The sequence below is a fragment of the Vibrio sp. Y51_MX_L26 genome, from assembly GCF_024181935.1.
GTDB classification, from domain to species: domain Bacteria; phylum Pseudomonadota; class Gammaproteobacteria; order Enterobacterales; family Vibrionaceae; genus Vibrio; species Vibrio diabolicus.
Genome location: NZ_JAMZAS010000003.1, coordinates 153,155 through 176,257, shown reverse-complemented (window position 1 = coordinate 176,257; position 23,103 = coordinate 153,155). Strand labels below are relative to the sequence as shown.

15 protein-coding genes are annotated in these 23,103 nt (G+C 45.8%); 13 read left to right on the top strand and 2 right to left on the bottom strand.

Annotated features, from left to right (window positions below; all coding sequences use genetic code 11):
* Both NL645_RS09445 and erpA read right to left on the bottom strand, forming a co-directional pair.
* Positions 1-1,119, bottom strand: a complete 1,119-nt coding sequence (locus NL645_RS09445; RefSeq protein ID WP_150919379.1) for an efflux RND transporter periplasmic adaptor subunit — start codon at positions 1,117-1,119, stop codon at positions 1-3.
* A gap of 105 nt (positions 1,120-1,224) precedes the next feature.
* Entirely contained in the window at positions 1,225-1,566 is a 342-nt protein-coding gene (gene erpA, locus NL645_RS09440; RefSeq protein WP_005380031.1) for an iron-sulfur cluster insertion protein ErpA, read from the bottom strand.
* 246 nt (positions 1,567-1,812) lie between these two features.
* Here erpA and hemL point away from each other — a divergent pair, with 246 nt between their 5' ends.
* The 13 genes from hemL to NL645_RS09375 all read left to right on the top strand — a co-directional run bounded on the left by hemL (position 1,813) and on the right by NL645_RS09375 (position 23,003).
* A complete protein-coding gene (gene hemL / locus NL645_RS09435) occupies positions 1,813-3,108 on the top strand; it encodes a glutamate-1-semialdehyde 2,1-aminomutase (protein WP_012841437.1) in 1,296 nt (431 codons plus the stop codon).
* Between the two features lie 346 nt (positions 3,109-3,454).
* Positions 3,455-4,540 (top strand): AI-2E family transporter, encoded by a 1,086-nt coding sequence (locus NL645_RS09430; protein ID WP_048625951.1) that lies wholly within the window; start codon positions 3,455-3,457, stop codon positions 4,538-4,540.
* A 75-nt stretch (positions 4,541-4,615) separates the two neighbouring features.
* Positions 4,616-5,641, top strand: a complete 1,026-nt coding sequence (gene rsmC, locus NL645_RS09425; RefSeq protein ID WP_005394693.1) for a 16S rRNA (guanine(1207)-N(2))-methyltransferase RsmC — start codon at positions 4,616-4,618, stop codon at positions 5,639-5,641.
* Positions 5,642-5,867: 226 nt separating this feature from the next.
* Positions 5,868-9,254 carry a response regulator gene (locus NL645_RS09420; protein WP_048625952.1) on the top strand — a complete coding sequence of 1,129 codons (3,387 nt, stop codon included), beginning with the start codon at positions 5,868-5,870 and terminating at the stop codon, positions 9,252-9,254.
* A 735-nt stretch (positions 9,255-9,989) separates the two neighbouring features.
* A complete protein-coding gene (locus NL645_RS09415; protein ID WP_005394703.1) occupies positions 9,990-11,672 on the top strand; it encodes an ABC transporter substrate-binding protein in 1,683 nt (560 codons plus the stop codon).
* Positions 11,673-11,842: 170 nt separating this feature from the next.
* On the top strand, positions 11,843-12,829 hold the full coding sequence (locus tag NL645_RS09410) for an ABC transporter permease (protein ID WP_005394705.1): 987 nt from the start codon (positions 11,843-11,845) through the stop codon (positions 12,827-12,829).
* Between the two features lie 2 nt (positions 12,830-12,831).
* A complete protein-coding gene (locus NL645_RS09405; protein ID WP_005394707.1) occupies positions 12,832-13,857 on the top strand; it encodes an ABC transporter permease in 1,026 nt (341 codons plus the stop codon).
* Between the two features lie 2 nt (positions 13,858-13,859).
* Complete coding sequence (locus NL645_RS09400) at positions 13,860-14,843, top strand: ABC transporter ATP-binding protein (RefSeq protein WP_005394709.1); 984 nt, start codon at positions 13,860-13,862, stop codon at positions 14,841-14,843.
* A 48-nt stretch (positions 14,844-14,891) separates the two neighbouring features.
* Entirely contained in the window at positions 14,892-15,887 is a 996-nt protein-coding gene (locus NL645_RS09395; protein WP_005394711.1) for an ABC transporter ATP-binding protein, read from the top strand.
* 62 nt (positions 15,888-15,949) lie between these two features.
* The gene (locus NL645_RS09390) at positions 15,950-17,689 is read left to right on the top strand and encodes a glycoside hydrolase family 9 protein (RefSeq protein ID WP_253651617.1); all 1,740 of its coding nucleotides are present in this window, start codon (positions 15,950-15,952) and stop codon (positions 17,687-17,689) included.
* Positions 17,690-17,691: 2 nt separating this feature from the next.
* Positions 17,692-18,582, top strand: a complete 891-nt coding sequence (locus NL645_RS09385) for an N-acetylglucosamine kinase (RefSeq protein ID WP_140295412.1) — start codon at positions 17,692-17,694, stop codon at positions 18,580-18,582.
* Positions 18,583-18,590: 8 nt separating this feature from the next.
* Entirely contained in the window at positions 18,591-20,510 is a 1,920-nt protein-coding gene (locus NL645_RS09380; protein ID WP_253651616.1) for a beta-N-acetylhexosaminidase, read from the top strand.
* 84 nt (positions 20,511-20,594) lie between these two features.
* Positions 20,595-23,003, top strand: coding sequence for a N,N'-diacetylchitobiose phosphorylase (locus NL645_RS09375; RefSeq protein WP_253651615.1), 2,409 nt, complete (start codon positions 20,595-20,597; stop codon positions 23,001-23,003).
* Positions 23,004-23,103 lie beyond the last annotated feature (100 nt).

Below are 23,103 nucleotides of genomic sequence, written 5' to 3'. Positions count from 1 at the left end.
TTACTGCTCACTAGCCGCTTCAACAACTACGTCATCAACTTTGTTGGCCAGTACTTGATCGCCATCGCGTACAAACCCTTGCCCCAGTACGATAATATCGGCTCGCTCTCCTAACCCAGAGAGCCAAACACCATCATCCTCGGCCTTAACGAGCTGAATCGGAACAAATTCAACATGCTCATTACGCAGTGTTTTAACGCCTAAATTACCTTCTTCATCGAGTGCTAGCATTGCAGCCGTAATCTTTACCGCTAACACTTCACTCAACGGCAACTGTACTTCAGCGCTCATACCGGCCGGAATTCTTGCGTCTTGGTTATCAATTTCGATTTCAATTGGAAAGGTGTTAGTAGAAGCAGAAGAAACACGCCCAATGTAGCGTACCCGACCTTGATAATGCTGTTGGTTAATGGTTCTTACATCGGCTTGTAGACCTTCCTTAAGGTATTGTATATGCCGCTCACTGACATCAGCTTCAATCACCAAAGTGTCCAAATCAATGACCGTCGCAATAGGATCGCCAATCCCTACAAAGTCGCCTAACTCAACAAAGTGGTGATCAACAATGCCATCGAATGGTGCTTTCACCTCGGTATTTCTTAATGCCGTTTGCACGTTGCTCAAATTCGCTCGAGCATCCACCAATGCCGCTTGTGCTGTCGCAAACGCAACTTCGCCCTGTAGTCCGCGACTTTTTAGCGATTTAGCTGCATTAAACTCTTTCTCTTTAACCAACAGCATCGCCTGAGCCCGCTTGAGCTGAATACCAAGATCGCGCTTGTCGATGCTTGCGATCACTTGCCCCTGCTTGACTGTTTGACCTTTTTCTATAGTGAGGCTGACTATTTTACCCGCGACTTCAGCGCCAAGGCGCGCTTGACGATTGGGGGCAGTCCGTCCATACAGTTCGATGGTTTTACTTGTGGGTTCAGCAATAAAGGTGTCGAACATCACCTTTGCAAGTGGCGTGGTGTTCGTTGAAGAGGACGAAGAATTGAGATTATCATCTTGTGCTTTCAGTTGACCTATTGCCAGCCATGCAACAAGAAGCAATATGAGGATAAGAGATACTAGCCACGGGCGCTCGACAATGCGACGTCCGAAAGACGATCCAGACATATAAAGTCCTTTTTATTATTTCTCTGCATATTCTGCGAGAGCGACTTTACGTGACATCCTTCTACGTAAAGTTCAGGCAGCCACTGGCTGCCTGATTGGTGTTAATTACACACTAAACGATGCACCACAACCACATGTTGTCGTTGCATTTGGGTTGTTTACAAAGAAGCGCGCTCCTTCTAACCCTTCTGTGTAGTCAACAATGCCGCCAACGAGATATTGCAGACTCATAGGGTCTACAACCAGTGTTACACCACTGTTTACGATTGTCGTATCGCCTTCGTTTACATTTTCATCAAAAGTAAAGCCGTATTGGAAGCCGCTACAGCCGCCACCAGTAATGTATACGCGCAGTTTCAATGCTGGGTTTTCTTCTTCAGCAATCAATGCTTTAACGCGAGATGCTGCTGCGTCAGAAAAAGATAATGGTACGTTTACTTCGCTCACGAAGACCTCTCTCACTCGTGTAATGCGTCAAGCCTGAAGCAAGACGTCAAATTTGTGCTAATTGAGACGATTATCCAATACCTGACAAACTCGTTCAAGTATTCACCGCCGATTCTTTATAACAGATGCGGATATATAAGATTACACTGCGAAACAACACATAAATTAAGCAAAACGTTTCTAACTTGATTATAGCTAGGTACAATGCGCTCCACTTGGTCCGAGCAATCAAAAGAGGATAACCCCATGACCAAATCATCAGAGCTGTATCAAAAAGCTCAGCAAACCATCCCTGGCGGTGTCAATTCACCAGTTCGTGCATTCAACGGCGTTGGCGGCTCTCCGCTATTTATCGAACGAGCAGACGGTCCACTGATTTTTGATGCCGATGGTAAAGCGTACATTGATTACGTTGGCTCTTGGGGTCCAATGATTCTTGGCCACAACCACGCGGTTATCCGCGAAGCCGTCATTGACGCAGCGCAACGCGGCCTTAGCTTCGGCGCACCAACTGAACTTGAAATCGCGATGGCAGAGTTAGTTTCTGAACTTGTTCCATCAATGGAGCAAATCCGCATGGTAAGTTCTGGTACAGAAGCGACTATGAGCGCGATTCGCCTTGCACGTGGCTTCACTGGTCGCGACAAGATCATGAAGTTTGAAGGTTGTTACCATGGTCACGCAGACAGCTTACTAGTAAAAGCGGGCTCTGGTGCACTGACCCTTGGTCAACCAAGCTCTCCTGGCGTTCCTGCAGATTTTGCTAAGCACACGCTAACAGCAACATTCAACGACCTAGATTCTGTACGCGAGCTATTCGCTGCTAACAAAGGCGAAATCGCTTGTATCATCGTTGAGCCAGTTGCAGGCAACATGAACTGTATCCCACCAGTGGAAGGTTTCCACGAAGGTCTACGTGAAATCTGTGATCAAGAAGGCGCGCTACTGATTTTTGATGAAGTAATGACAGGCTTCCGCGTGGCACTTGGTGGCGCACAAGCGCACTACAACATCAAGCCAGACCTAACGACACTAGGTAAAGTGATCGGTGGTGGTATGCCAGTGGGTGCTTTCGGAGGTCGTAAAGAAGTAATGCAATACGTTGCGCCAACGGGTCCGGTTTACCAAGCGGGTACGCTTTCTGGCAACCCTGTCGCAATGGCTGCAGGCTATGCATGTTTGAACCTTCTAAAAGAAGAAGGCAACGAAAAACGCCTAGCTTCAAAAACCAAACAACTAGCAGATGGCTTTAAGTCTCTAGCAGAAAAACACGGTATTCCTCTGGTTGTGAACCAAGTGGGCGGCATGTTCGGCTTCTTCTTCACTGACCAAGAAAAAGTGACTTGCTACGAAGACGTAACGAAGTGCGATGTGGAACGCTTCAAGCGCTTCTTCCACTTAATGCTCAAACACGGTGTCTACCTAGCGCCTTCAGCGTTCGAAGCGAGCTTTACTTCCCTTGCTCACGGTTCAAAAGAAATCGATGCCACGCTAGAAGCGGCTGACCGCTGTTTTGCAACTCTTGCAGAAGAAGCAAAATAATCGCTTAAAAGCTGCGATAACTAATTTAAAAAAGGACCATCACGGTCCTTTTTTATTGCCAATTCAATATAACCAATACTGCTAAAACACCAATAACAATGCCAAACCACGGTATTCGTTTGGCTTTTTTCTCGGTTTGACACTTTTTATCACCGTTGCAACAACCCATAGTTCATCTCTTGATTGATAACCGACTGATTTGTGGTCATTATAACAAGGTATATTGCTCTGCTCTAATTCGGCATTGTCATAAGGTTGAAAGAGTTAAGAGTGCAAAGTAATAAAGGTTCAACGCCATCTTTGAAGGCGAAAACCGTAAACGTCACCTGTAAGTTGGACTAATCTCATGCCAAATAATGTAAAAATAACGTCGAGTCACCGAGTGCTAATGGTCGCTTTACTCGCCGCTGCTTTTGCTTGCTACTTATTGGTTGAGCCATACATCAATTCCATTGTGATGGCTTTTATCATTTCTTTGCTCATGTTTCCGGTACACGAATGGTTTGAGCGGAAAATTCCCAAGCACCCCAATATGGCCGCGCTGCTGTCATGTGTCGTCTTGACGTTTATTATCGTTATCCCACTGCTATTTGTATTTGCAGCCATTGTTCAACAAGGCTCTGTTTTTTCACAAAATACGTACAACTGGGTCACTAATGGCGGCATCCAAGATATATTCCAACATCCTTTCGTTATCAAAGGTTTAGCTATAGTTAATGAGTACTTACCTTTCGATAAAATCGAGCCAAAAGCCATTGCGGAAAAAATTGGTCAATTTGCCACATCGTTTGGCTCTAACCTAGTTGCTATCAGCGCCAAAATTTTAGGAGACGCCACCAACTTCCTAATGAACTTCTTCCTGATGCTGTTTGTGCTGTTTTTTCTGCTTCGTGACCACGACAAAATTATCTCTGCGATTCGTCATATTCTGCCACTCTCACGTAGCCAAGAAGACCGCATATTGACAGAGATAGAGCAAGTTTCTAAATCAGCCGTGATGGGCTCATTCATGACAGCGATTGCTCAAGGTCTGGCTGGCGGTATCGGTATGTGGCTCGCTGGTTTCCCGGGGTTATTCTGGGGAACGATGATGGGCTTTGCATCATTCATCCCTGTGGTCGGAACCGCACTAATCTGGATTCCTGCAGCGGCGTACTTGTTCTTAACAGGCGATATGACTTGGGCTATCTTCTTGACGGTGTGGAGTGTGGTCGTCGTTGGTTCTATTGATAACCTATTGCGTCCGCTGCTAATGCAAGGCAGCGCAGGCATGAATACCCTAATGATTTTCTTCTCGTTACTGGGTGGTCTGCATCTATTTGGATTGATCGGCCTGATTTACGGTCCACTGATTTTTGCCGTGACAATGGTACTGTTTAATATCTACGAAGAAGAATTCAAAGACTTCCTCAACCAGCAAGACAACAGCTAGTCACAGCTTAATCACTTCAAGCTTGGGGCAGATTGTGCGAAAATCTGCCCCAATTATTTCTGATGAACCCAATTTATGTCTGCTTATATCGCTCCTAGCCAAATAGCTCAGCGTCAGCTCGAGTACTTCAACGGAAAACATGTTTTAGTTGCAGGTGAAGTCGAAGATCTCTTTCCACTTGAACTGACCAAACACTGTGAATCTGTGGAAGTCTTCACTTCAAACTACAGCTTCTACCGTCAAATTCGCACTCATAACAAGGTTAAAAGCCATTTTGGTTCTGAGTTTAATACTGAGACACAAGCAGACATGGTGCTTTTGTACTGGCCTAAAGCCAAAGCCGAAGCCGAATACCTTCTGGCGATGTTGATGGCGAAACTAGGCGTGAACACTGAAATTGTAGTGGTTGGCGAAAACCGCTCAGGTGTTAAAAGCATCGAGAAGATGTTCAAAGAGTATGGCCCGGTCAATAAATACGATTCCGCTCGTCGTTGTTCATTTTACTGGGGCACTTGCCTCAATGAACCAAAGCCGTTCAATCAAGCAGACTGGTTTAAAACCTATACGGTCACACTTGGTGAGCAATCACTGACTGTTAAGAGTTTGCCTGGAGTATTCAGTCATGGCGAATTCGATTTAGGTAGCCGCCTATTACTCGAAACCTTACCTACTCTATCAGGTAAAGTCCTCGACTTTGGATGTGGTGCTGGGGTGTTAGGTGCTTTCATGGCAAAAGCCAATCCAGAAATTGCGATTGAGATGTGTGACATTAACGCGTATGCCATCACATCGAGTCAAGCCACACTAAAAGCCAATGGATTAACCGGCCATGTATTCGCCTCTGATATTTACTCAGACACTGCCGACGATTATCGTTTTATCATCAGTAACCCACCTTTCCACAGTGGTTTAGATACGAACTACAACGCAGCAGAAACACTCTTGGGTCAGGCTCCAAAGTATCTCGATAACCATGGTGAAATGATCATTGTCGCGAATAGCTTCTTAAAATATCCACCAATTATTGAGCGAGCGTTTAATAATTGCGAGACGCTAAATAAGACCAATAAGTTTTCTATCTACTACGCGAAAAAGTCATAATCTTCCCTCGCGCAGGTACAAACCTGCGCGATTTTTTCTCAAAAACTCAACACTCATAAGAAAAACTGCGTCACCCTGCACGCTTTACAACTAACTTTCTTGTCAAAGAAAAAAAACTCGTTAATTTTGTTAATTCTATCTAGTTGAACTTCTTATCCGTTTTTAACGAGAACCTCGGCAGCGAAGTACATTTTAGAACTGCCCTTTATGAGTTGTAATCTTATCCATGTTTAAATTCTACAAAAAACAGAAATTTAAGCGCCTTCAGAGTACACTGATGACCGCATTTCTGGTGCTCAGTATCACACCTCTTACCATTACTGCGATCTTTTTCCTACAGTCCCACAGTAAAGATCTGCAAGAACAAAGCACCTCACACTTGTTGTCTGTTCGAGATACAAAACAACAGCAAATTATCGACTACTTTGAGGCGCGGGAAACCGAAGTCATGGGCTTTGTGCGCTCTGAACTGGCTTACGCCAGTGGTGGTCGATTCTACGGTCTCGTCAATGCTTTTAGTCGTTTAGGTAATGACATTGAAGAATCCCGTAAAAATGCCCAACAGCGCTACATTGAAGGCAGCGGAGATCAAATCAAAACGTCAACGTTACCCGAGTCTTCCAACTATGTCGGAAGTGAACGTTACCGACTCTTACATAAACGTTACCACTGGGCCTACTTGGAGCTCCTCAAGCGCTCTGATTTTAATGATATTTTGCTGGTCGATATCAACGGTAATGTCACCTATTCGATCAACAAAGACGATAACTACGGAACAAACTTATTATCAGGCCCCTACAAAGACTCAGCACTTGGCAAAACCTTCAAGCGTCTAGCTGATGACGTCACTGAACGCCGTAAGGTGAATGAAGACTACACCCCTGTGATTGTGTCTGATTTCGAACTGGAAGGTGGTAAACAAGTCGCTTGGTTAGGTGCTCCAATTGTTCAGCAAGGCTACCTACACAGCTATGCTATGTTCCGCTTACCAAATAATGGCATCACGAAGTTAGCCGCAGACGCCAACCGAGAGTCATCCATTAACACCTTACTGGTTGGAAATGATCACCAACCTCGCACAATTAACACCAAGCAAGATGACATTAAGAACAGCTTAGAAGTGATCGATAAAGCACTCTCTGGTGCATTTGGCGTCGGCACTTACACGAACGGTTTAGGTGAAGAGATCATCGCTGCTTATGCACCGATTGAAACGCGTGGTGTTATTTGGGCACTCGTCGTGCAATTACCAGAAAACGAAGCTTTCGCTCGTATTCATCAACTAGAAAAACTGTTTGTTATCGCCATGCTGATCGCCATCATTCTAGTGGTAATCGCTTCCCATTATTTATCAAACTTTATTACTTCTCCGTTGCTGAAGTTAACTTGGGCTGCCGAAAAAGTGTCTGCCGGAGATCTTGATGACACCACCTTTAATACGGTTCGCAAAGATGAAATTGGCCGTCTTGCGCTGAGTTTTGAACGAATGCAACGCTCTATTCGAGAGAAAATTCAAACCATTAAGAAGCAAAATGAAGAGCTCGAGAGCAACATACAGATCATTCAAAAACAAAATGATGAACTGCAATTGGCCGACAAACTTAAAGATGAGTTCTTAGCCACCACTTCTCATGAACTCCGCACACCATTGCACGGCATGGTCGGAATCGCTGAGACTTTAGCGTCCGGCGCTAACGGTGCTATTCCTGCTAGCCAAAAATATCAGCTTGATATCATCATTAAAAGTGGGCAACGTCTCGCAAACCTTGTTGATGACTTATTGGATTATCATAAAATGCGTTACGGAAGCATGGATATCCAGAAGTCAGCGGTGAGTTTAGCCAGTGCAACGCGACTGGTACTAGAGCTTTCCAGCCATTTACTCGGAAATAAAACCATCCGTATCATCAACCAAGTACCAGCGGATTTGAAAGCGGTGTCTGCCGATCCTCAACGCCTTGAACAAGTGTTATATAACCTGATCGGTAATGCGATTAAGTACACCTCAGAAGGTAAAATCGTTATCTCCGCCAATGTGGTTGATGATCATGTTCGTGTGCAAGTTGTGGATACTGGGCAAGGTATTCCCGCAGAACATCTTGAACATATTTTCGAACCACTTATCCAAGCGGGACAAGACGCAAGTCGCTATCGTCAAGGTGCGGGGCTCGGGCTTTCGATTAGCCGTCAATTGATTGAGTTGATGGGTGGCTCGTTATACGTCAGCAGCCAGCCTATGGTCGGCACCACCTTCAGTTTCACGTTACCACTTGCCAGTGAAGAAGAGATCCAAACAACTCAAACCCTTGCAGCGCACGGACACTTCCAGATTCCTGAAATCGATGTAGAGAACAATGAAGACTTATCACTGCCAGAGAATCCAGACGGCCCGTTACTGTATGTCGCTGACGATGAGCCAGTAAACCTGCGTGTGCTTGAGAGTTTCTTACGTTTAGAGGGCTATCGCGTACGTACCGTCTCTGATGGACCAGAAACATTAGCACTCGTTGAGCAGGAAAAACCGGAACTCCTGTTATTGGATATCATGATGCCAGGCATGAGCGGCTATCAAGTCTGCAGTGAATTACGTGAAACTTATGACCATGCCGAGCTACCTATCATTATGCTAACCGCGCTTAGTCAAACAGAAGATCGTGTACGAGGCTTTGAAGCAGGAGCCAACGACTATTTATCTAAGCCATTCAATAAACAAGAGCTAGCTGCGCGCATCCAAGCGCACTTAACGGCAAGCCAAGCTGAAATGCGCCACATGGAGAATAAGATACTTGAATCTGAACTTCGCCAACGAGCGGCTGTAGAGGCAAGCTTATTAGAAACTCAAGGGCGATTGTTGGAACAACTGGAATCGGCTCCTGAAGCGATTATCTGTTTGCGTGAAGATAAACGTATCCGGTTTGCTAATGAAGCTGCTTGCAAGCTATTCAAGCGTAACTTAGAACAATTAAAACGTTCATCTGCCGATGAGTTGATTGCACCTAAGTATCTGACCGTCAAACAACCTCATTACTGTGGCAAGATTGATATCTATATTGAAGATATTCGTCAAAACATCGAAGCAGACATTCTTAAACTACCTGAAGGCTCAGGCTTAGATGTCATGTATATCTTTAATGTTGGCGGAGGAGCCAATGCCGCTCGCATACACAACCTAGAAACCGCAGTAGAGGTGCTTTCAAGTTATGCTTTTGATGGCGATAAAGACCAGCTGCAGAAGCTGAAAGAACTCGGTGGAGAGTTTACACGGCTTGCAGACAAAGCGCTTGGTAACAAAAAAGACAAACAAGAGCTAATGCGAGAAATTCTGGTCGACGCAATGACACACGCCTTAGAGTATTGGGAGTCAGTCACTGGTGAAAGTAAATTCGCATTTGCCGAACAAAGTGGCTTATGGCGCGTTTATCTTGACCGTAGCACTCTGCAAACACGCACTTTGGATAAATACATGCGTATAGAAACTCTGCCGAAAACGCCACGTTGGAGAACGGTGTTGAGCTCAATAGAATTCATCCTTGAACACTGTAAAGAACAGAGTCCTGAGCGTGCATACATCGAAGCTCAACGAGATAAACTACAGCGACTGTTGACCAGCTAATACCTATCAAAAAACTAGCCCAGCGCATACGCTGGGCTTTTTATTATCCAGCCCTTCTCTTTCTCTAAAGAGGAATAAGCCTCTGGACAAAGTTGTCCATGTTAGGAATTCCAAACATACGCTTCTATCGATATAACCAACCCAAACTAGGTTGAGTCAAGCGAATAAAACACTTCATTTTCACAATAAAAAAAGAGCAATAAATGAGAGAAAACTGTCGATAAAAGAGACTATTTTTCAGATAACAAACGGTTTTTAACCAACAATTGACAGAGATTGCGAACTCAATCACAACAGAACGGCAGATTAATTTTTAGCTAATTAATTAACACATTTTCTGCATGTGAGCGAGATCTCCGAACCAGGAAGAGAATCAGAAGGCTTTTATTTTAAATAGATTGTAGGTTAGCAATCACTAACACTCACTATTAATAAGGATATAAACTGCGACGCATATCAACGTTTATTTTTTGGTCTATCTCTAGTCAAAATTAGCCAAAATAACGTTTATAACGGAGAGTGACGATATTTTAACGTTTTTAACGAGAATCGAGTTTGATTATTTTATGGATAAGGTGTTTTCTTACTCCTGCCTAAGGCCTACAGGCCACTCTTGGCGAAACTCAATGTTGTAATGAGTAATGCATAAACAAGAGGTAGGTCTTGGAGAGTGTTTATCAATTGATGACATTCAATTCCATTTAGTGAAATGAAAGCAAATAGTAAGGAACAGCTATGCTTGCCAATATTAAAAAAACAGCACTAGCAACAGCAATTATTGCAACGGCTACTACAGGTTTTGCATCGGTAGCTACTGCGGCTGAACGCAGTGAACTGACTATCCACCCTAAAGAGTTTACAACTTTCGTTCGTAACTTTAACCCTTTCTTGGGTGCAACTAACCTGCACACAACAACCGACTTTATTTACGAGCCGCTCGTTGTTTTTAACGAAATGCACGGTAACACGCCAGTATTTCGTCTAGCAGAAAACTTTACCATGGCTGATGACCTAATGAGCGTGACCTTCGATATTCGTAAGGGCGTAAAATGGTCTGACGGCAAAGCGTTTACCGCTGATGACGTAGTTTATTCTTTCAACCTAGTTAAAGAGAAGCCAGAGCTAGACCAGTCTGGTATCAACTCTTGGGTTACTGGCGTAGAGAAAGTTAACGACTACAAAGTTAAATTCCGTCTAAGCGAAGCAAACTCAAACGTTCCTTACGAAATTGCGAAAGTACCAGTTGTACCTAAGCACGTATGGAGCAAAGTGAAAGATCCAGCAACATTCACAAACGAAAATCCAGTAGGTAGTGGTCCATTTACCGAAATCGACACTTTTACACCGCAACTATACATTCAGTGTGAGAACCCGAATTACTGGGATGCTGATAACCTAGATGTAGACTGTCTACGAGTGCCACAAATCGCGAACAACGACCAATTCTTGGGCAAAATCGTTAACGGCGAAATGGACTGGACGTCTTCATTCGTACCAGACATCGACCGCACTTACGCTGCAGCAAGTCCGAATCACCACTACTGGTACCCACCAGCGGGTACTCAAGCGTTTGTAGTGAACTTCAAAAACCCAGACGCGGCGAAAAACGAAGCACTTACTAACGTTGACTTCCGTCGTGCGTTCTCTATGGCGCTAGACCGTCAAACGATTATCGACATTGCATTCTACGGTGGCGGTACAGTAAATGACTTCGCTTCAGGTCTAGGCTACGCATTCGAAGCTTGGTCTGACGAAGAGACGCACAACAAGTACAAAGGTTACAACACATACAACGCCGAAGGTGCGAAAAAGCTTCTTGCTAAAGCAGGCTTCAAAGATGTAAACAAAGATGGCTTTGTAGATACACCATCTGGCAAGTCTTTCGAGCTTCTCATTCAATCGCCAAACGGTTGGACTGACTTTAACAACACTGTACAACTAGCTGTTGAGCAACTAGCAGAAGTCGGCATTAAAGCACGTGCTCGTACTCCAGATTTCTCGGTATACAACCAAGCAATGCTAGAAGGTACATACGACGTTGCTTACACCAACTACTTCCACGGTGCGGATCCACACTTGTACTGGGACAGCGGCTACAACTCGAAGCTACAGTCTGGTGACGGTATGCCTCGCTTTGCAATGCACTTTTACAAGAACGATAAGTTAGACGGTCTTCTTAACAGCTTCTACAAAACCGCTGATAAGCAAGAACAGCTAGAAATCGCTCATGGTATCCAGAAGATCATTGCTCAGGACCAAGTAACCATTCCTGTGCTATCTGGCGCGTACATGTATCAATACAACACAACTCGCTTCACTGGTTGGTGGAACGAAGAAAATCCTAAGGGCCGTCCAAACATTTGGGCAGGTATCCCAGAGCGTCTACTTCACGTGCTGGACCTAAAACCAGTTAAATAAGTAGAAGTTCATTTCAAGCGGCATACATCCCGTGTGCCGCCTATAAAAATCCCTTGTTAACGAAACCAATATGTGGCGCTCGTCGTCAGGGGATTTTTCGCTCTAAATTTCGCTAGGAGCGACCTGAAACCAGAAACAGGGAAAAAATCTGGGTGAGTAAGGTGTGAGTTATGGGTTATTTTTTAAGACGTTTGTCGTTCTATCTTGTCGCGCTCTTAGTTGCAGCGACGTTAAACTTTATTATTCCGCGAGCAATGCCTGGTGACCCAGTTACCATGATGTTTGCTAACGCTTCTGTACAGGTGACGCCAGAACGAATCGCAGCAATGAAAGAACTGCTCGGTTTCGTTGATGGGCCGATTTACATTCAGTACTTTTCGTACATTAAAAACATTCTAAGTTGGGAGCTAGGTACATCAATCCAGTTCTACCCTCTTTCAGTTAACTCTTTACTAGGTAGTGCATTTGGCTGGTCTCTCTTCCTAGCTGGTACTGCGGTTGTACTTTCTTTCTCAATCGCTTCTGTACTCGGTATTTTTGCCGCATGGAAGCGTGGTAGTAAGTACGATGCATTCGTAACGCCTGGTACATTGATCATTCAAGCTATCCCACAGATGGTTATCGCAATGTTAGCGCTGTTTACCTTTGCGATTGGCCTAAAATGGTTCCCATCTGGCTATGCTTACACGCCAGGTACTATCCCTGATTGGTCAAGCTGGGAGTTCATCAAAAACGTGGGTTACCACGCAGTACTCCCTCTATTCTGTGCAACCATCGTTCAGATCGGCGGCTTCCTCGTCAATATGCGTAACAACATGATCAACCTTCTCGCCGAAGACTACATCACGATGGCGAAAGGCAAAGGGCTGAGCGAGAACCGTGTCGTCTTCAATTACGCCGCACGTAACGCGCTACTTCCAAGTGTAACCGCGCTATCTATGTCTTTGGGTATGGCCATTGGTGGCCAATTGATCATCGAGATGATTTTCAACTACCCAGGTTTAGGCACCGTGCTACTTAACGCAATTCACGCTCGTGACTACCAAGTACTTCAAGGTCAGTTAATTATCATGACGATGTTCATGCTGTGCTTCAACTTAATGGCTGACATGCTGTACATGATTCTAGACCCTCGCCTACGTACGGGAGGCAAATAATCATGAAAGAACTATTCAAACTTATTTTAGGTAACTCATTCGCTCGAATCGGTCTTGGTATTGTTACCGTATTCGTATTCGTTGCGATCGCAGCTCCTTTACTTACGAAACATGCGCCAGACAAGCGAACCGGTAATCCACACGAATACCCTAGCTTTGTCGTAAAACAAGCGCAAAATAATCCTGATGGCTGGGTAGCTAAAAATCTAGCAGATGATCGTCGTACGCTGATTATGTCGAAAAAGGCTGATCACGTTCTGGGGACTTCACGTATGGGTCGTGATATTTGGTCACAAGTGGCTTACGGTGCTCGCGTATCGCTGGGTGTCGGCTTTGGTGCTGGCATCATCGTATGTTTCCTAGCAACGGTCATTGGTATCTCGGCAGGTTACTTCGGCGGCAAAGTGGATGACATATTGAGTGCAGCGATGAACATCATGCTGGTAATCCCTCAATACCCATTGCTCTTTGTACTGGCAGCCTTTATTGGCGAAGCAGGTCCACTCACCATTGCCTTGATTATCGCTGGTACCTCTTGGGCGTGGGGCGCGCGTGTTGTCCGTTCTCAAACCATGGCTCTACGCGAGAAAGAGTTTGTGAAAGCCGCTGAAGTATTGGGCGAATCTTCATTCCGCATCATCTTCGTTGAAATTTTACCAAACCTAATCCCGATTGTCGGTGCAAGCTTCATCGGCTCAGTAATGCTCGCTATCAATACTGAGGCTGTAATCTCGTTCTTGGGCCTGGGCGATGCCAACACCATCAGTTGGGGCATCATGCTCTACAACGTGCAAACCTCATCAGCGATGTTGATTGGCGCATGGTGGGAAGTATTAGCACCTTGTATCGCCTTAACTCTTTTGGTGACTGGTCTTGCTCTACTTAACTTTGCCGTTGATGAAATTGCTAACCCACAGCTTCGTTCTCACAAAGGCATGAAACGCTGGAAGAAACTGGCAGAGAAAGACAAGAAAGAGCGCGCGCCTGAAATGGCACCACAAAATGCACTATGGAGCGGAGATAAATAATCATGACTGCACCACTAATTTCTATCCGTAACCTATGCGTAGATTACATCACAGATGCGGGCGATGTCCGCGCCTGTAACAACGTTAGCTTTGACATTGCGCCAGGTGAAGTCTTTGGCCTGGCTGGTGAATCTGGCTGTGGTAAATCCACGGTTGCTTTCTCGCTCATGCGTCTTCATAAGCCGCCAGCATTCATCACTGGTGGTGAGGTCATCTTCAACGGAGAAGACATCATCAAGTACAGCGATGAACGTATGCAATCATTCCGCTGGAGCGAGATGTCGATGGTGTTCCAAAGTGCTATGAACGCATTAAATCCGGTGCTTACGATGGAAGAGCAGTTTTGCGATGTCATCATGCGCCACACCAACATGACACGTGAACAAGCGAAAAAGCGCGCCGAAGGATTGTTGGAAATCGTTGATATTCATCCAAGCCGCTTGAATGACTACCCACACCAATTTTCTGGTGGTATGCGCCAGCGCTTAGTCATTGCGATTGCTCTGGCTCTCAACCCAAAAATGATCATCATGGATGAGCCAACGACGGCACTCGATGTTGTGGTTCAGCGTGAAATCTTACAAAAGATCTATGCACTAAAAGAAGAGTTCGGCTTCTCGATCCTTTTCATTACCCACGACTTGTCACTCATGGTCGAGTTCTCGGATCGAATCGGCATTATGTACTCCGGTGAGTTAATTGAAGTCGCTCCTTCTAAGCAAATTCTGGAAAGTCCTTACCACCCTTACACTAAAGGTTTGGGTAGCTCTTTCCCTCCACTAACTGGTCCTAAAACCAAATTAACTGGTATTCCAGGCAACCCTTTGAACCTATTAGAGATTCCTCAAGGCTGCCGCTTCCAAGCCCGCTGCGACCGCGTCCACGAAGCTTGTACACGAGTACCAACTCAGCTGCGTCAAATTGAACCTGGTCGTTTTTCAAATTGCCACTTATACGGCGACACGATTGCTCAAGCTAAGGTTTAACAACAAAAAATAACGCTAGCTAAGAACAAAATTACACTGGAGAGAATTATGAGCAAACAACTCGGCGAACTGCTGATTGAGGGTAAACATGTCGTTAAGGACTTCCCTTTAAATAGTAACTCAATCAAGCAGTCAAAAATGCGCGCGATCAACGACGTGTCATTCAAGATGTACAAGAGCCGCGGTTTGTCAGTAGTAGGTGAATCAGGCTCTGGTAAATCTACTACCGCTAAAATGATAGCTAAAATGTACGCCCCTACCGAGGGTGTAATCGAATACAGAGGTCGTGATATCCAAGATATTACCTCTCGACATGACTTGATGACATATCGTGAAGGCGTACAAATGGTATGGCAGGACCCATTTGGCTCACTAAACCCTACACACAATATCTTTCACCATATTGCTCGCCCGTTGCTGATCCATAAAAAGATTGCACCAGGCAACAAAAAGGAACTGGAAGAGCGTGTGTATGACCTACTAGAACAAGTTGGTCTGATTCCGCCAAAAGAAACCGCGCAAAAGTTCCCACATCAGCTGTCTGGCGGCCAGCGTCAACGTGTAAACCTAGCTCGTAACATCGCTGTAGGTGCAGAAGTGGTATTGGCAGATGAGCCAACATCAATGCTGGACGTGTCAATTCGTGCTGGTGTTTTGAACTTGATGGAAGAGATGAAGTTCGAGAAACAAATGTCTCTGCTTTACATCACTCACGACATCGCAACGGCGCGCTACATTGCTGAGGATCTCGCGGTTATGTACGTAGGTCACATGGTTGAATGGGGGGATACTGAGGAAATCATTCACGATCCTCAGCACCCATATACGCAACTCTTGGTATCTGCTGTGCCTGATCCATCGAAGTCTATCCACGAGAAGCTGAAAGGCAACAAAGGGGAAATCCCACTTTGGACACCGGATTCAGTCGGCTGCCCATTTGCAGGACGCTGCGTACACGCAACCGATAAATGTCGCGAACGACTACCAGGAGTCACTCAGCTTTCTGAGAACCACTTTGTTCGCTGTTACTTATTTGAAGATTAATTATAACGAGGGTCAGGTTCAGCCTGACCCATTCCTGTTTTATCGTTTCCCGGAGACATTGAATGCTGCTACTGACTAACCACATTGGTTATGAACATCTGGGCCCAAAGAAAGCCATTGTCCAGACCGAACAACCACACTTGTCTTCTTACACTGCCCAATTGATTTGTGCCACTACCGAGCAAACCGTGGCAACTTTTGCGGTTGAAGAACAGGGTAAAGTGGCGAACTGGCATCAGGGCTATTTCTACCTCATCGACTTTTCACCTTTCACAGATTCAGGCGACTATTTCCTGCAAGTGGAAGATACGCGCTCTTCCTCTTTCACCATTGGCGAACATATTCTGTTGGATCAAACTTTGTCGGATGTGATCCACTACTTCAAATCACAACGTTGTGGTGGAATTTTCGATCAACAAGATCGACAAGTTCCAGTGCTCAGCGCCAACCAAACGGTTGATGTACACGGAGGGTGGTACGACGCATCTGGAGACGTTAGCAAGTATTTAAGTCATCTTTCATACGCTAATTATTTGAACCCTCAACAAACCCCAATGGTGGTTTGGAACATCCTAAAAGGACTTTCATTGCTTGAAGGAAGCGAAGACATTGCAGCCTTCACACGTACACGTCTTATTGAAGAAGCCCTGTTCGGTGCAGACTTCCTTGTTCGTATGCAAAACGAAAAAGGCTTCTTCTACATGACAGTCTTTGATAAGTGGAGCAAAGATACTGCGCAACGAGAAATCTGTGCCTACGAAACGCAACTTGGTCACAAATTTGATGACTACCAAGCAGGCTTTCGACAAGGTGGCGGTGTCGCCATCGCAGCGCTGGCCGCGGCGTCGCGTTTAGGTGTTCACGGCGAATACGATCAACAGAAATACCGCAACGCTGCTGAAAATGGTTACTGGCACTTAAAAGAGCACAATACGCAGTACCTCAATGATGGTGAAGAAAACATTATCGACGAATACTGTGCGCTACTAGCTAGTGTAGAACTGTTTAAAGCCACCAAAGAAACTCGCTACTTGGAAGAGAGCCGTTTGTGGGCACAACGCTTAGTTGCCCGCCAAATGAGCGACGAACAGATTCAACACTTTTGGTCAGCAAACCAAGACGGCAGTCGTCCATACTTTCACGCTGCCGAAGCAGGTCTACCCGTTATTGCCCTGTGCGAATACCTAGCAATTGAAGACGACTCCGTACAGACAGAATCGGTAAAACGCATCGTTAACCGAGCGTGTGAGTTTGAGATCAAAATATCCAATAAAGTGACCAACCCATTCGGTTACCCTCGCCAGTATGTTAAAGGCGTAAATGAGTCAAAACGCGATGCATTTTTTGTCGCACACAACAATGAATCCGGCTATTGGTGGCAAGGCGAGAATGCTCGATTGGGCTCACTCGCGACCATGGCGTATCTTGCTCAACCGCATATAGCGTCGCAAGAAATACAGCAACAACTTTTCGTGTTTGCTCAAGATGCATTGAACTGGATTGTAGGCTTAAACCCATACGACATGTGCATGCTTGATGGCCACGGTCGTAACAACCCTGATTACCTTCCTCAATATGGTTTCTTCAACGCTAAAGGCGGTGTGTGTAACGGAATCACTGGCGGCTTTGAAGACGAGGAAGACATCGCATTTAACCCACCAGCACAAAAAGACGACATGTTACAAAACTGGCGCTGGGGCGAACAATGGATCCCGCATGGCGCTTGGTACTTACTCGCGATAATGAGTCAAGCTCAGCATATTTCTCAGTTGGCAACCTCTAAAAATATTAAGGAACAATAATCATGGGGATGTATTTTGTTGGTATCGATGGTGGCGGCACGTCATGTCGAGCCAGGATTAAAGATTCACAAGGTAATTTTCTTGGCGAGGCCAAAAGCGGCAGCGCCAACATCATGCTAGGCGCTGAAGTTGCAATGGCTTCGATTCTTGAATCCATCTCTTCGGCTGCCGAACAAGGTGGCCTGACACAACAAGATTTTACATCGATGCATGTCGGCTTAGCCCTTGCAGGTGCTGAGCACAAAGCATCTTGGCAAGCCTTTATGTCTCTTCCTCATCCGTTTGCCAGTATGACTCTTAATACAGATGCTTACGGCGCGTGCGTTGGTGCACACAATGGCGAAGATGGCGCAATCATGATCGCAGGAACGGGCTCTTGTGGCATCTATCTTAAAGGATTGGAGCAGCACGTTGTCGGTGGTCGTGAATTCCCGATTTCGGATCAAGGTGGCGGCGCAGTGATGGGGCTTCGCCTAGTTCAACAAGTTTTGTTAGCAGAAGATGGCATCAGAGAGAAAACGCCTCTAGCACAACACGTCATGGCGCATTTCGAAAATGACGTTGATAACGTGGTGGCTTGGTCTAAACAAGCGCTTCCTCGTGATTATGGCCAGTTTTCTCCTGCAATTTTCCAACATGCAGAACAAGGTGATGCACTAGCAATTGAGATGCTGAAGCAAACTGCAGCTGATATAGAAATGTTTCTCGTGGCATTAAACAAGCGCGGCGCAACACGTATTTGTTTAATGGGCAGCATTGCTGAACGTATTTTACGTTGGCTTTCGCCACCAGTTCAGCAATGGGTTGTTGAGCCACAGTTTGACGCGATTGAAGGCGCAATTATGTTTGCAGGTAAACCTGAACATAACCTTTACTCGCTCAGTGCGGCGTAGGAGTAGATATGGAATATCGTGTTGATCTCGTCGTCCTATCAGAACAAAAGCAAAACTGCCGTTTCGGACTGACTTTCCATAACTTGAGCGATCAAGATCTCCACAATTGGAGCCTGATTTTTGCTTTTGATCGCTACATTCTGCCGGATAGTATTTCGAATGGTCAGCTCAAGCAAATTGGCAGCTACTGCACCCTCAAACCAGAAGGGTTGGTGCTGGCAGCTAACCATCATTTTTACTGCGAGTTCAGTATTGGTTCGAACCCATTCCGTTACTATTCTGATGGATTCAATGAAGCCTTGGTCAACTTTGAAGTCAACGGCAACCTTCAGCGAGCTCAAGTCGATGTCACGCCGATCGTATTGGCTTCACCGTACCGTGAACGTAGTGAGATCCCTTCCAGCTTGACGCATGCGCAGCCTTTATTGCCAAAACCAAACCATATAGAGGTCAGTGATCACTGCTTTAGCTTTAATCATCAAGCTGGCGTTGCGGTTTATTCAAACCTAGCCAATTCAGCCAAAGAATGGTTACTTGAAGAGCTTAAGCGCATTCATCAATTTGAGTTCGCATCAAACAATGGCAGTCAGATCATCTTCAAAGGCAACCCAACCTTGGATGAAGGCGCTTACAAACTGAAGGCAGCAGAAGAGTCGATCAAAATTGAAGCAGGATCTTCGTCTGGCTTTACCCATGCTTGTGCAACGTTATTGCAACTGATCAAAGTTGGCGATCAACCGAATTCCATGGAAGTGGTTTGCTGTTCAATCAAAGACAGACCGCGTTTTCGTTATCGTGGAATGATGCTGGACTGCGCACGTCATTTTCACTCCGTTGAGCAAGTCAAACGCTTGATCAACCAATTAGCCCACTACAAGTTCAATACGTTCCATTGGCATTTGACCGATGATGAAGGTTGGCGAATTGAAATCAAATCACTGCCTCAACTAACCGATATTGGCGCATGGCGTGGCCCTGATGAAACGATAGAGCCTCAATACACGCACCTATCAGAACGCTATGGTGGTTTTTACACTCAAGAAGACATCAAAGACGTGGTTGCCTTTGCTTCAAAACGAGGCATCACGGTTATCCCTGAAATCGATGTACCAGGCCACTGCCGAGCTGCCATCAAGTCGTTACCACACCTATTGGTAGAAACTGAAGATACCACCGAATACCGCAGTATTCAGCATTACAACGACAACGTTATTAACCCTGCTCTTCCGGGAAGTTATGAGTTTATCGACAAAGTGTTGGAAGAAGTCTCCGCGCTGTTCCCTGCGCCTTATGTTCATATCGGTGCGGATGAAGTACCTAACGGCGTATGGTCAAAAAGCCCTGCGTGCCAAGCACTAATGGAGCAACAAGGTTACAGCGACTACAAAGAGTTACAAGGGCACTTCTTGCGTCATGCCGAAGACAAACTGCGCAAACTTGGCAAGCGCATGCTGGGTTGGGAAGAAGCACAGCATGGCGACAAAGTCAGCAAAGACACAGTGATCTATTCGTGGTTAAGCGAAGAAGCGGCGTTGAACTGCGCGCGCCAAGGTTTCGATGTGGTGCTACAACCTGCACAAACCACCTACCTAGATATGACCCAAGATTACGCACCAGAAGAACCGGGCGTGGATTGGGCGAACCCGTTGCCGCTAGAAAAAGCTTACAACTATGAACCACTCGCTGAAGTGCCAACCGACGATCCAATACGTAAACGCATTTGGGGCATTCAAACAGCATTGTGGTGTGAAATCATCAACAACCAGTCTCGTATGGACTACATGGTCTTCCCGCGCTTAACCGCAATGGCAGAAGCATGTTGGACAGACAAACAACACCGAGACTGGACCGACTATTTATCACGCTTGAAAGGACACCTATCGCTGCTTGATTTGCAGGGAGTGAATTACCGTAAACCGTGGAAGTAATACAGAGCTGATGTAGAAGCATCACGCTTGAAGAGTTTTTAAATTTTGGCTGCAGATGCAGCTTTGTAAAAAGGAAATACACAAATGAAATACGGCTATTTCGATAACGAGAATCGTGAATACGTCATTACTCGCCCTGATGTACCTGCTCCTTGGACCAACTACCTAGGTACAGAAAAATTCTGTACCGTTATCTCGCACAACGCGGGTGGCTACTCGTTCTACAACTCTCCAGAATACAACCGTGTTACTAAATTCCGTCCAAACGCGACATTCGATCGCCCAGGACACTACGTTTACCTACGTGATGATGAGACGGGTGATTACTGGTCAATCTCTTGGCAACCAGTTGCCAAAAGCCTAGACGAAGCGAACTACGAAGTTCGTCATGGTTTGTCGTACTCTAAATTCAAGTGTGAATACAGCGGCATTAGCGCAACCAAAACGCTCTTTGTACCAAAAGGCGAAGATGCAGAAATTTGGGATGTGGTCATCAAGAACACCTCTGACAAACCGCGTACGATCAGCGCATTCTCATTTGTCGAGTTCTCGTTCAGCCACATTCAATCTGATAACCAAAACCACCAGATGTCTCTCTACTCTGCTGGTACGTCATACAACGAAGGCGTGATTGAATACGACCTGTACTACAACACGAACGATTTCGAAGGCTTCTACTACCTAGCGTCAACGTTTGATCCAGATTCATACGACGGTCAACGTGATAGCTTCCTAGGTCTATACCGCGACGAAGCAAACCCACTAGCAGTAGAACAAGGTAAGTGTTTTAACACCGCACAAACGTGTTACAACCACTGTGGCTCTCTGCACAAGCAATTTACTATCCAACCAGGTGAAGAAGTTCGCTTTGCTTACATTCTGGGTATCGGCAAAGGTAACGGTGAACGTCTGCGTGCTAAGTACCAAGACCTTGCAGAAGTCGACAATGCATTTGCGGGTATCAAAGCACACTGGGATGAGCGTTGTGGCAAGTTCCAAGTGAAATCACCAAACGAAGGTCTAGACACCATGATCAATGCTTGGACACTGTACCAAGCAGAAACTTGTGTGGTGTGGTCTCGTTTTGCTTCGTTCATTGAGGTGGGTGGTCGTACTGGTCTTGGTTACCGCGATACAGCGCAAGATGCAATCTCAGTTCCTCACGCTAACCCAGCAATGACGCGCAAACGTATCGTTGACCTACTGCGTGGTCAAGTAAAAGCGGGTTACGGCCTACACCTATTCGATCCTGATTGGTTCGATCCTGAAAAAGCAGATGTTAAACCATCTAAGTCTCCAACAGTTGTTCCTACTCCGTCCGATGAAGATAAGATCCACGGTATTGAAGACACTTGCTCTGATGATCACCTATGGCTAGTACCAACCATCTGTAAATACGTGATGGAAACCGGTGAGCACAGCTTCTTCGACGAAGTGATTCCTTACGCGGATGGCGGTGATGCAACCGTGTATGACCACATGAAAGCTGCGCTAGACTTCTCAGCTGAATACGTGGGTCAAACGGGCATCTGTAAAGGTCTACGTGCAGACTGGAACGACTGTCTAAACCTAGGAGGTGGTGAATCTTCAATGGTGTCGTTCCTACACTTCTGGGCGCTACAAGAGTTTATCGACCTTGCAAAATACCTAGGCAAAGACGCTGACGTTGAGAAGTACACCGAGATGGCGGCAAACGTGCGTGAAGCGTGTGAAACACACCTTTGGGACGAAGAAGGCGGCTGGTATATCCGTGGTCTAACGAAAAATGGCGACAAGATCGGTACTGCGCAGCAAAAAGAAGGTCGTGTACACCTTGAGTCAAACACGCTAGCGGTTCTGTCTGGCGCGGTTTCTCAAGAGCGCGGTGAAAAGGCAATGGACGCAGTCGACGAGAACCTGTTCTCTGAATACGGACTTCACCTAAATTCACCATCATTCGCAACACCAAACGATGACATCGGCTTTGTGACTCGCGTTTACCAAGGCGTAAAAGAAAACGGGGCAATCTTCTCACATCCAAACCCATGGGCTTGGGTAGCTGAGGCTAAATTAGGTCGTGGTGACCGTGCAATGAAGTTCTACGATGCACTAAACCCATACAACCAGAACGACATCATCGAAAAACGTATTGCAGAACCTTACTCGTACGTACAGTTCATCATGGGTCGTGACCACCAAGACCACGGTCGTGCAAACCACCCATGGTTAACAGGTACATCTGGTTGGGCTTACTTCGCCGTAACCAACTTTATCCTTGGTGTACGTACAGGCTTTGATGGTCTGACTATCGACCCATGTATCCCAACAAACTGGCCAGGGTTTGAAGTGACTCGTCAGTGGCTAGGCGCGACTTACAACATCAAAGTGGTGAACCCTGACTCAGTCAGCAAAGGCGTGAAATCTATCACTCTGAACGGCGAAGCTATCACTGGCGCATCAGTACCAGTTCAAGCGGAAGGTTCCGTCAACGAAGTGATCGTAACACTAGGTTAATCGCTTCAAAACGTCCCAATGCACTTTTGCTTTTTAGCTTGTGCATTGGGTTCGCTAGCAAAATTTTAAGGCGCGGTGTATTGCCGCCCTTATTGAGGTT

What these genes read in the sequence shown, in the direction of transcription:
- rsmC (WP_005394693.1), top strand. Translation starts at nt 4,616, where the DNA reads ATGTCTGCTTATATCGCTCCTAGCCAAATAGCTCAGCGTCAGCTCGAG.
- NL645_RS09385 (WP_140295412.1), top strand. Translation starts at nt 17,692, where the DNA reads ATGGGGATGTATTTTGTTGGTATCGATGGTGGCGGCACGTCATGTCGA.
- NL645_RS09405 (WP_005394707.1), top strand. Translation starts at nt 12,832, where the DNA reads ATGAAAGAACTATTCAAACTTATTTTAGGTAACTCATTCGCTCGAATC.
- NL645_RS09445 (WP_150919379.1), bottom strand. Translation starts at nt 1,119, where the DNA reads ATGTCTGGATCGTCTTTCGGACGTCGCATTGTCGAGCGCCCGTGGCTA.
- NL645_RS09395 (WP_005394711.1), top strand. Translation starts at nt 14,892, where the DNA reads ATGAGCAAACAACTCGGCGAACTGCTGATTGAGGGTAAACATGTCGTT.
- NL645_RS09375 (WP_253651615.1), top strand. Translation starts at nt 20,595, where the DNA reads ATGAAATACGGCTATTTCGATAACGAGAATCGTGAATACGTCATTACT.
- NL645_RS09390 (WP_253651617.1), top strand. Translation starts at nt 15,950, where the DNA reads ATGCTGCTACTGACTAACCACATTGGTTATGAACATCTGGGCCCAAAG.
- NL645_RS09415 (WP_005394703.1), top strand. Translation starts at nt 9,990, where the DNA reads ATGCTTGCCAATATTAAAAAAACAGCACTAGCAACAGCAATTATTGCA.
- NL645_RS09380 (WP_253651616.1), top strand. Translation starts at nt 18,591, where the DNA reads ATGGAATATCGTGTTGATCTCGTCGTCCTATCAGAACAAAAGCAAAAC.
- NL645_RS09400 (WP_005394709.1), top strand. Translation starts at nt 13,860, where the DNA reads ATGACTGCACCACTAATTTCTATCCGTAACCTATGCGTAGATTACATC.
- NL645_RS09420 (WP_048625952.1), top strand. Translation starts at nt 5,868, where the DNA reads ATGTTTAAATTCTACAAAAAACAGAAATTTAAGCGCCTTCAGAGTACA.
- NL645_RS09430 (WP_048625951.1), top strand. Translation starts at nt 3,455, where the DNA reads ATGCCAAATAATGTAAAAATAACGTCGAGTCACCGAGTGCTAATGGTC.
- hemL (WP_012841437.1), top strand. Translation starts at nt 1,813, where the DNA reads ATGACCAAATCATCAGAGCTGTATCAAAAAGCTCAGCAAACCATCCCT.
- NL645_RS09410 (WP_005394705.1), top strand. Translation starts at nt 11,843, where the DNA reads ATGGGTTATTTTTTAAGACGTTTGTCGTTCTATCTTGTCGCGCTCTTA.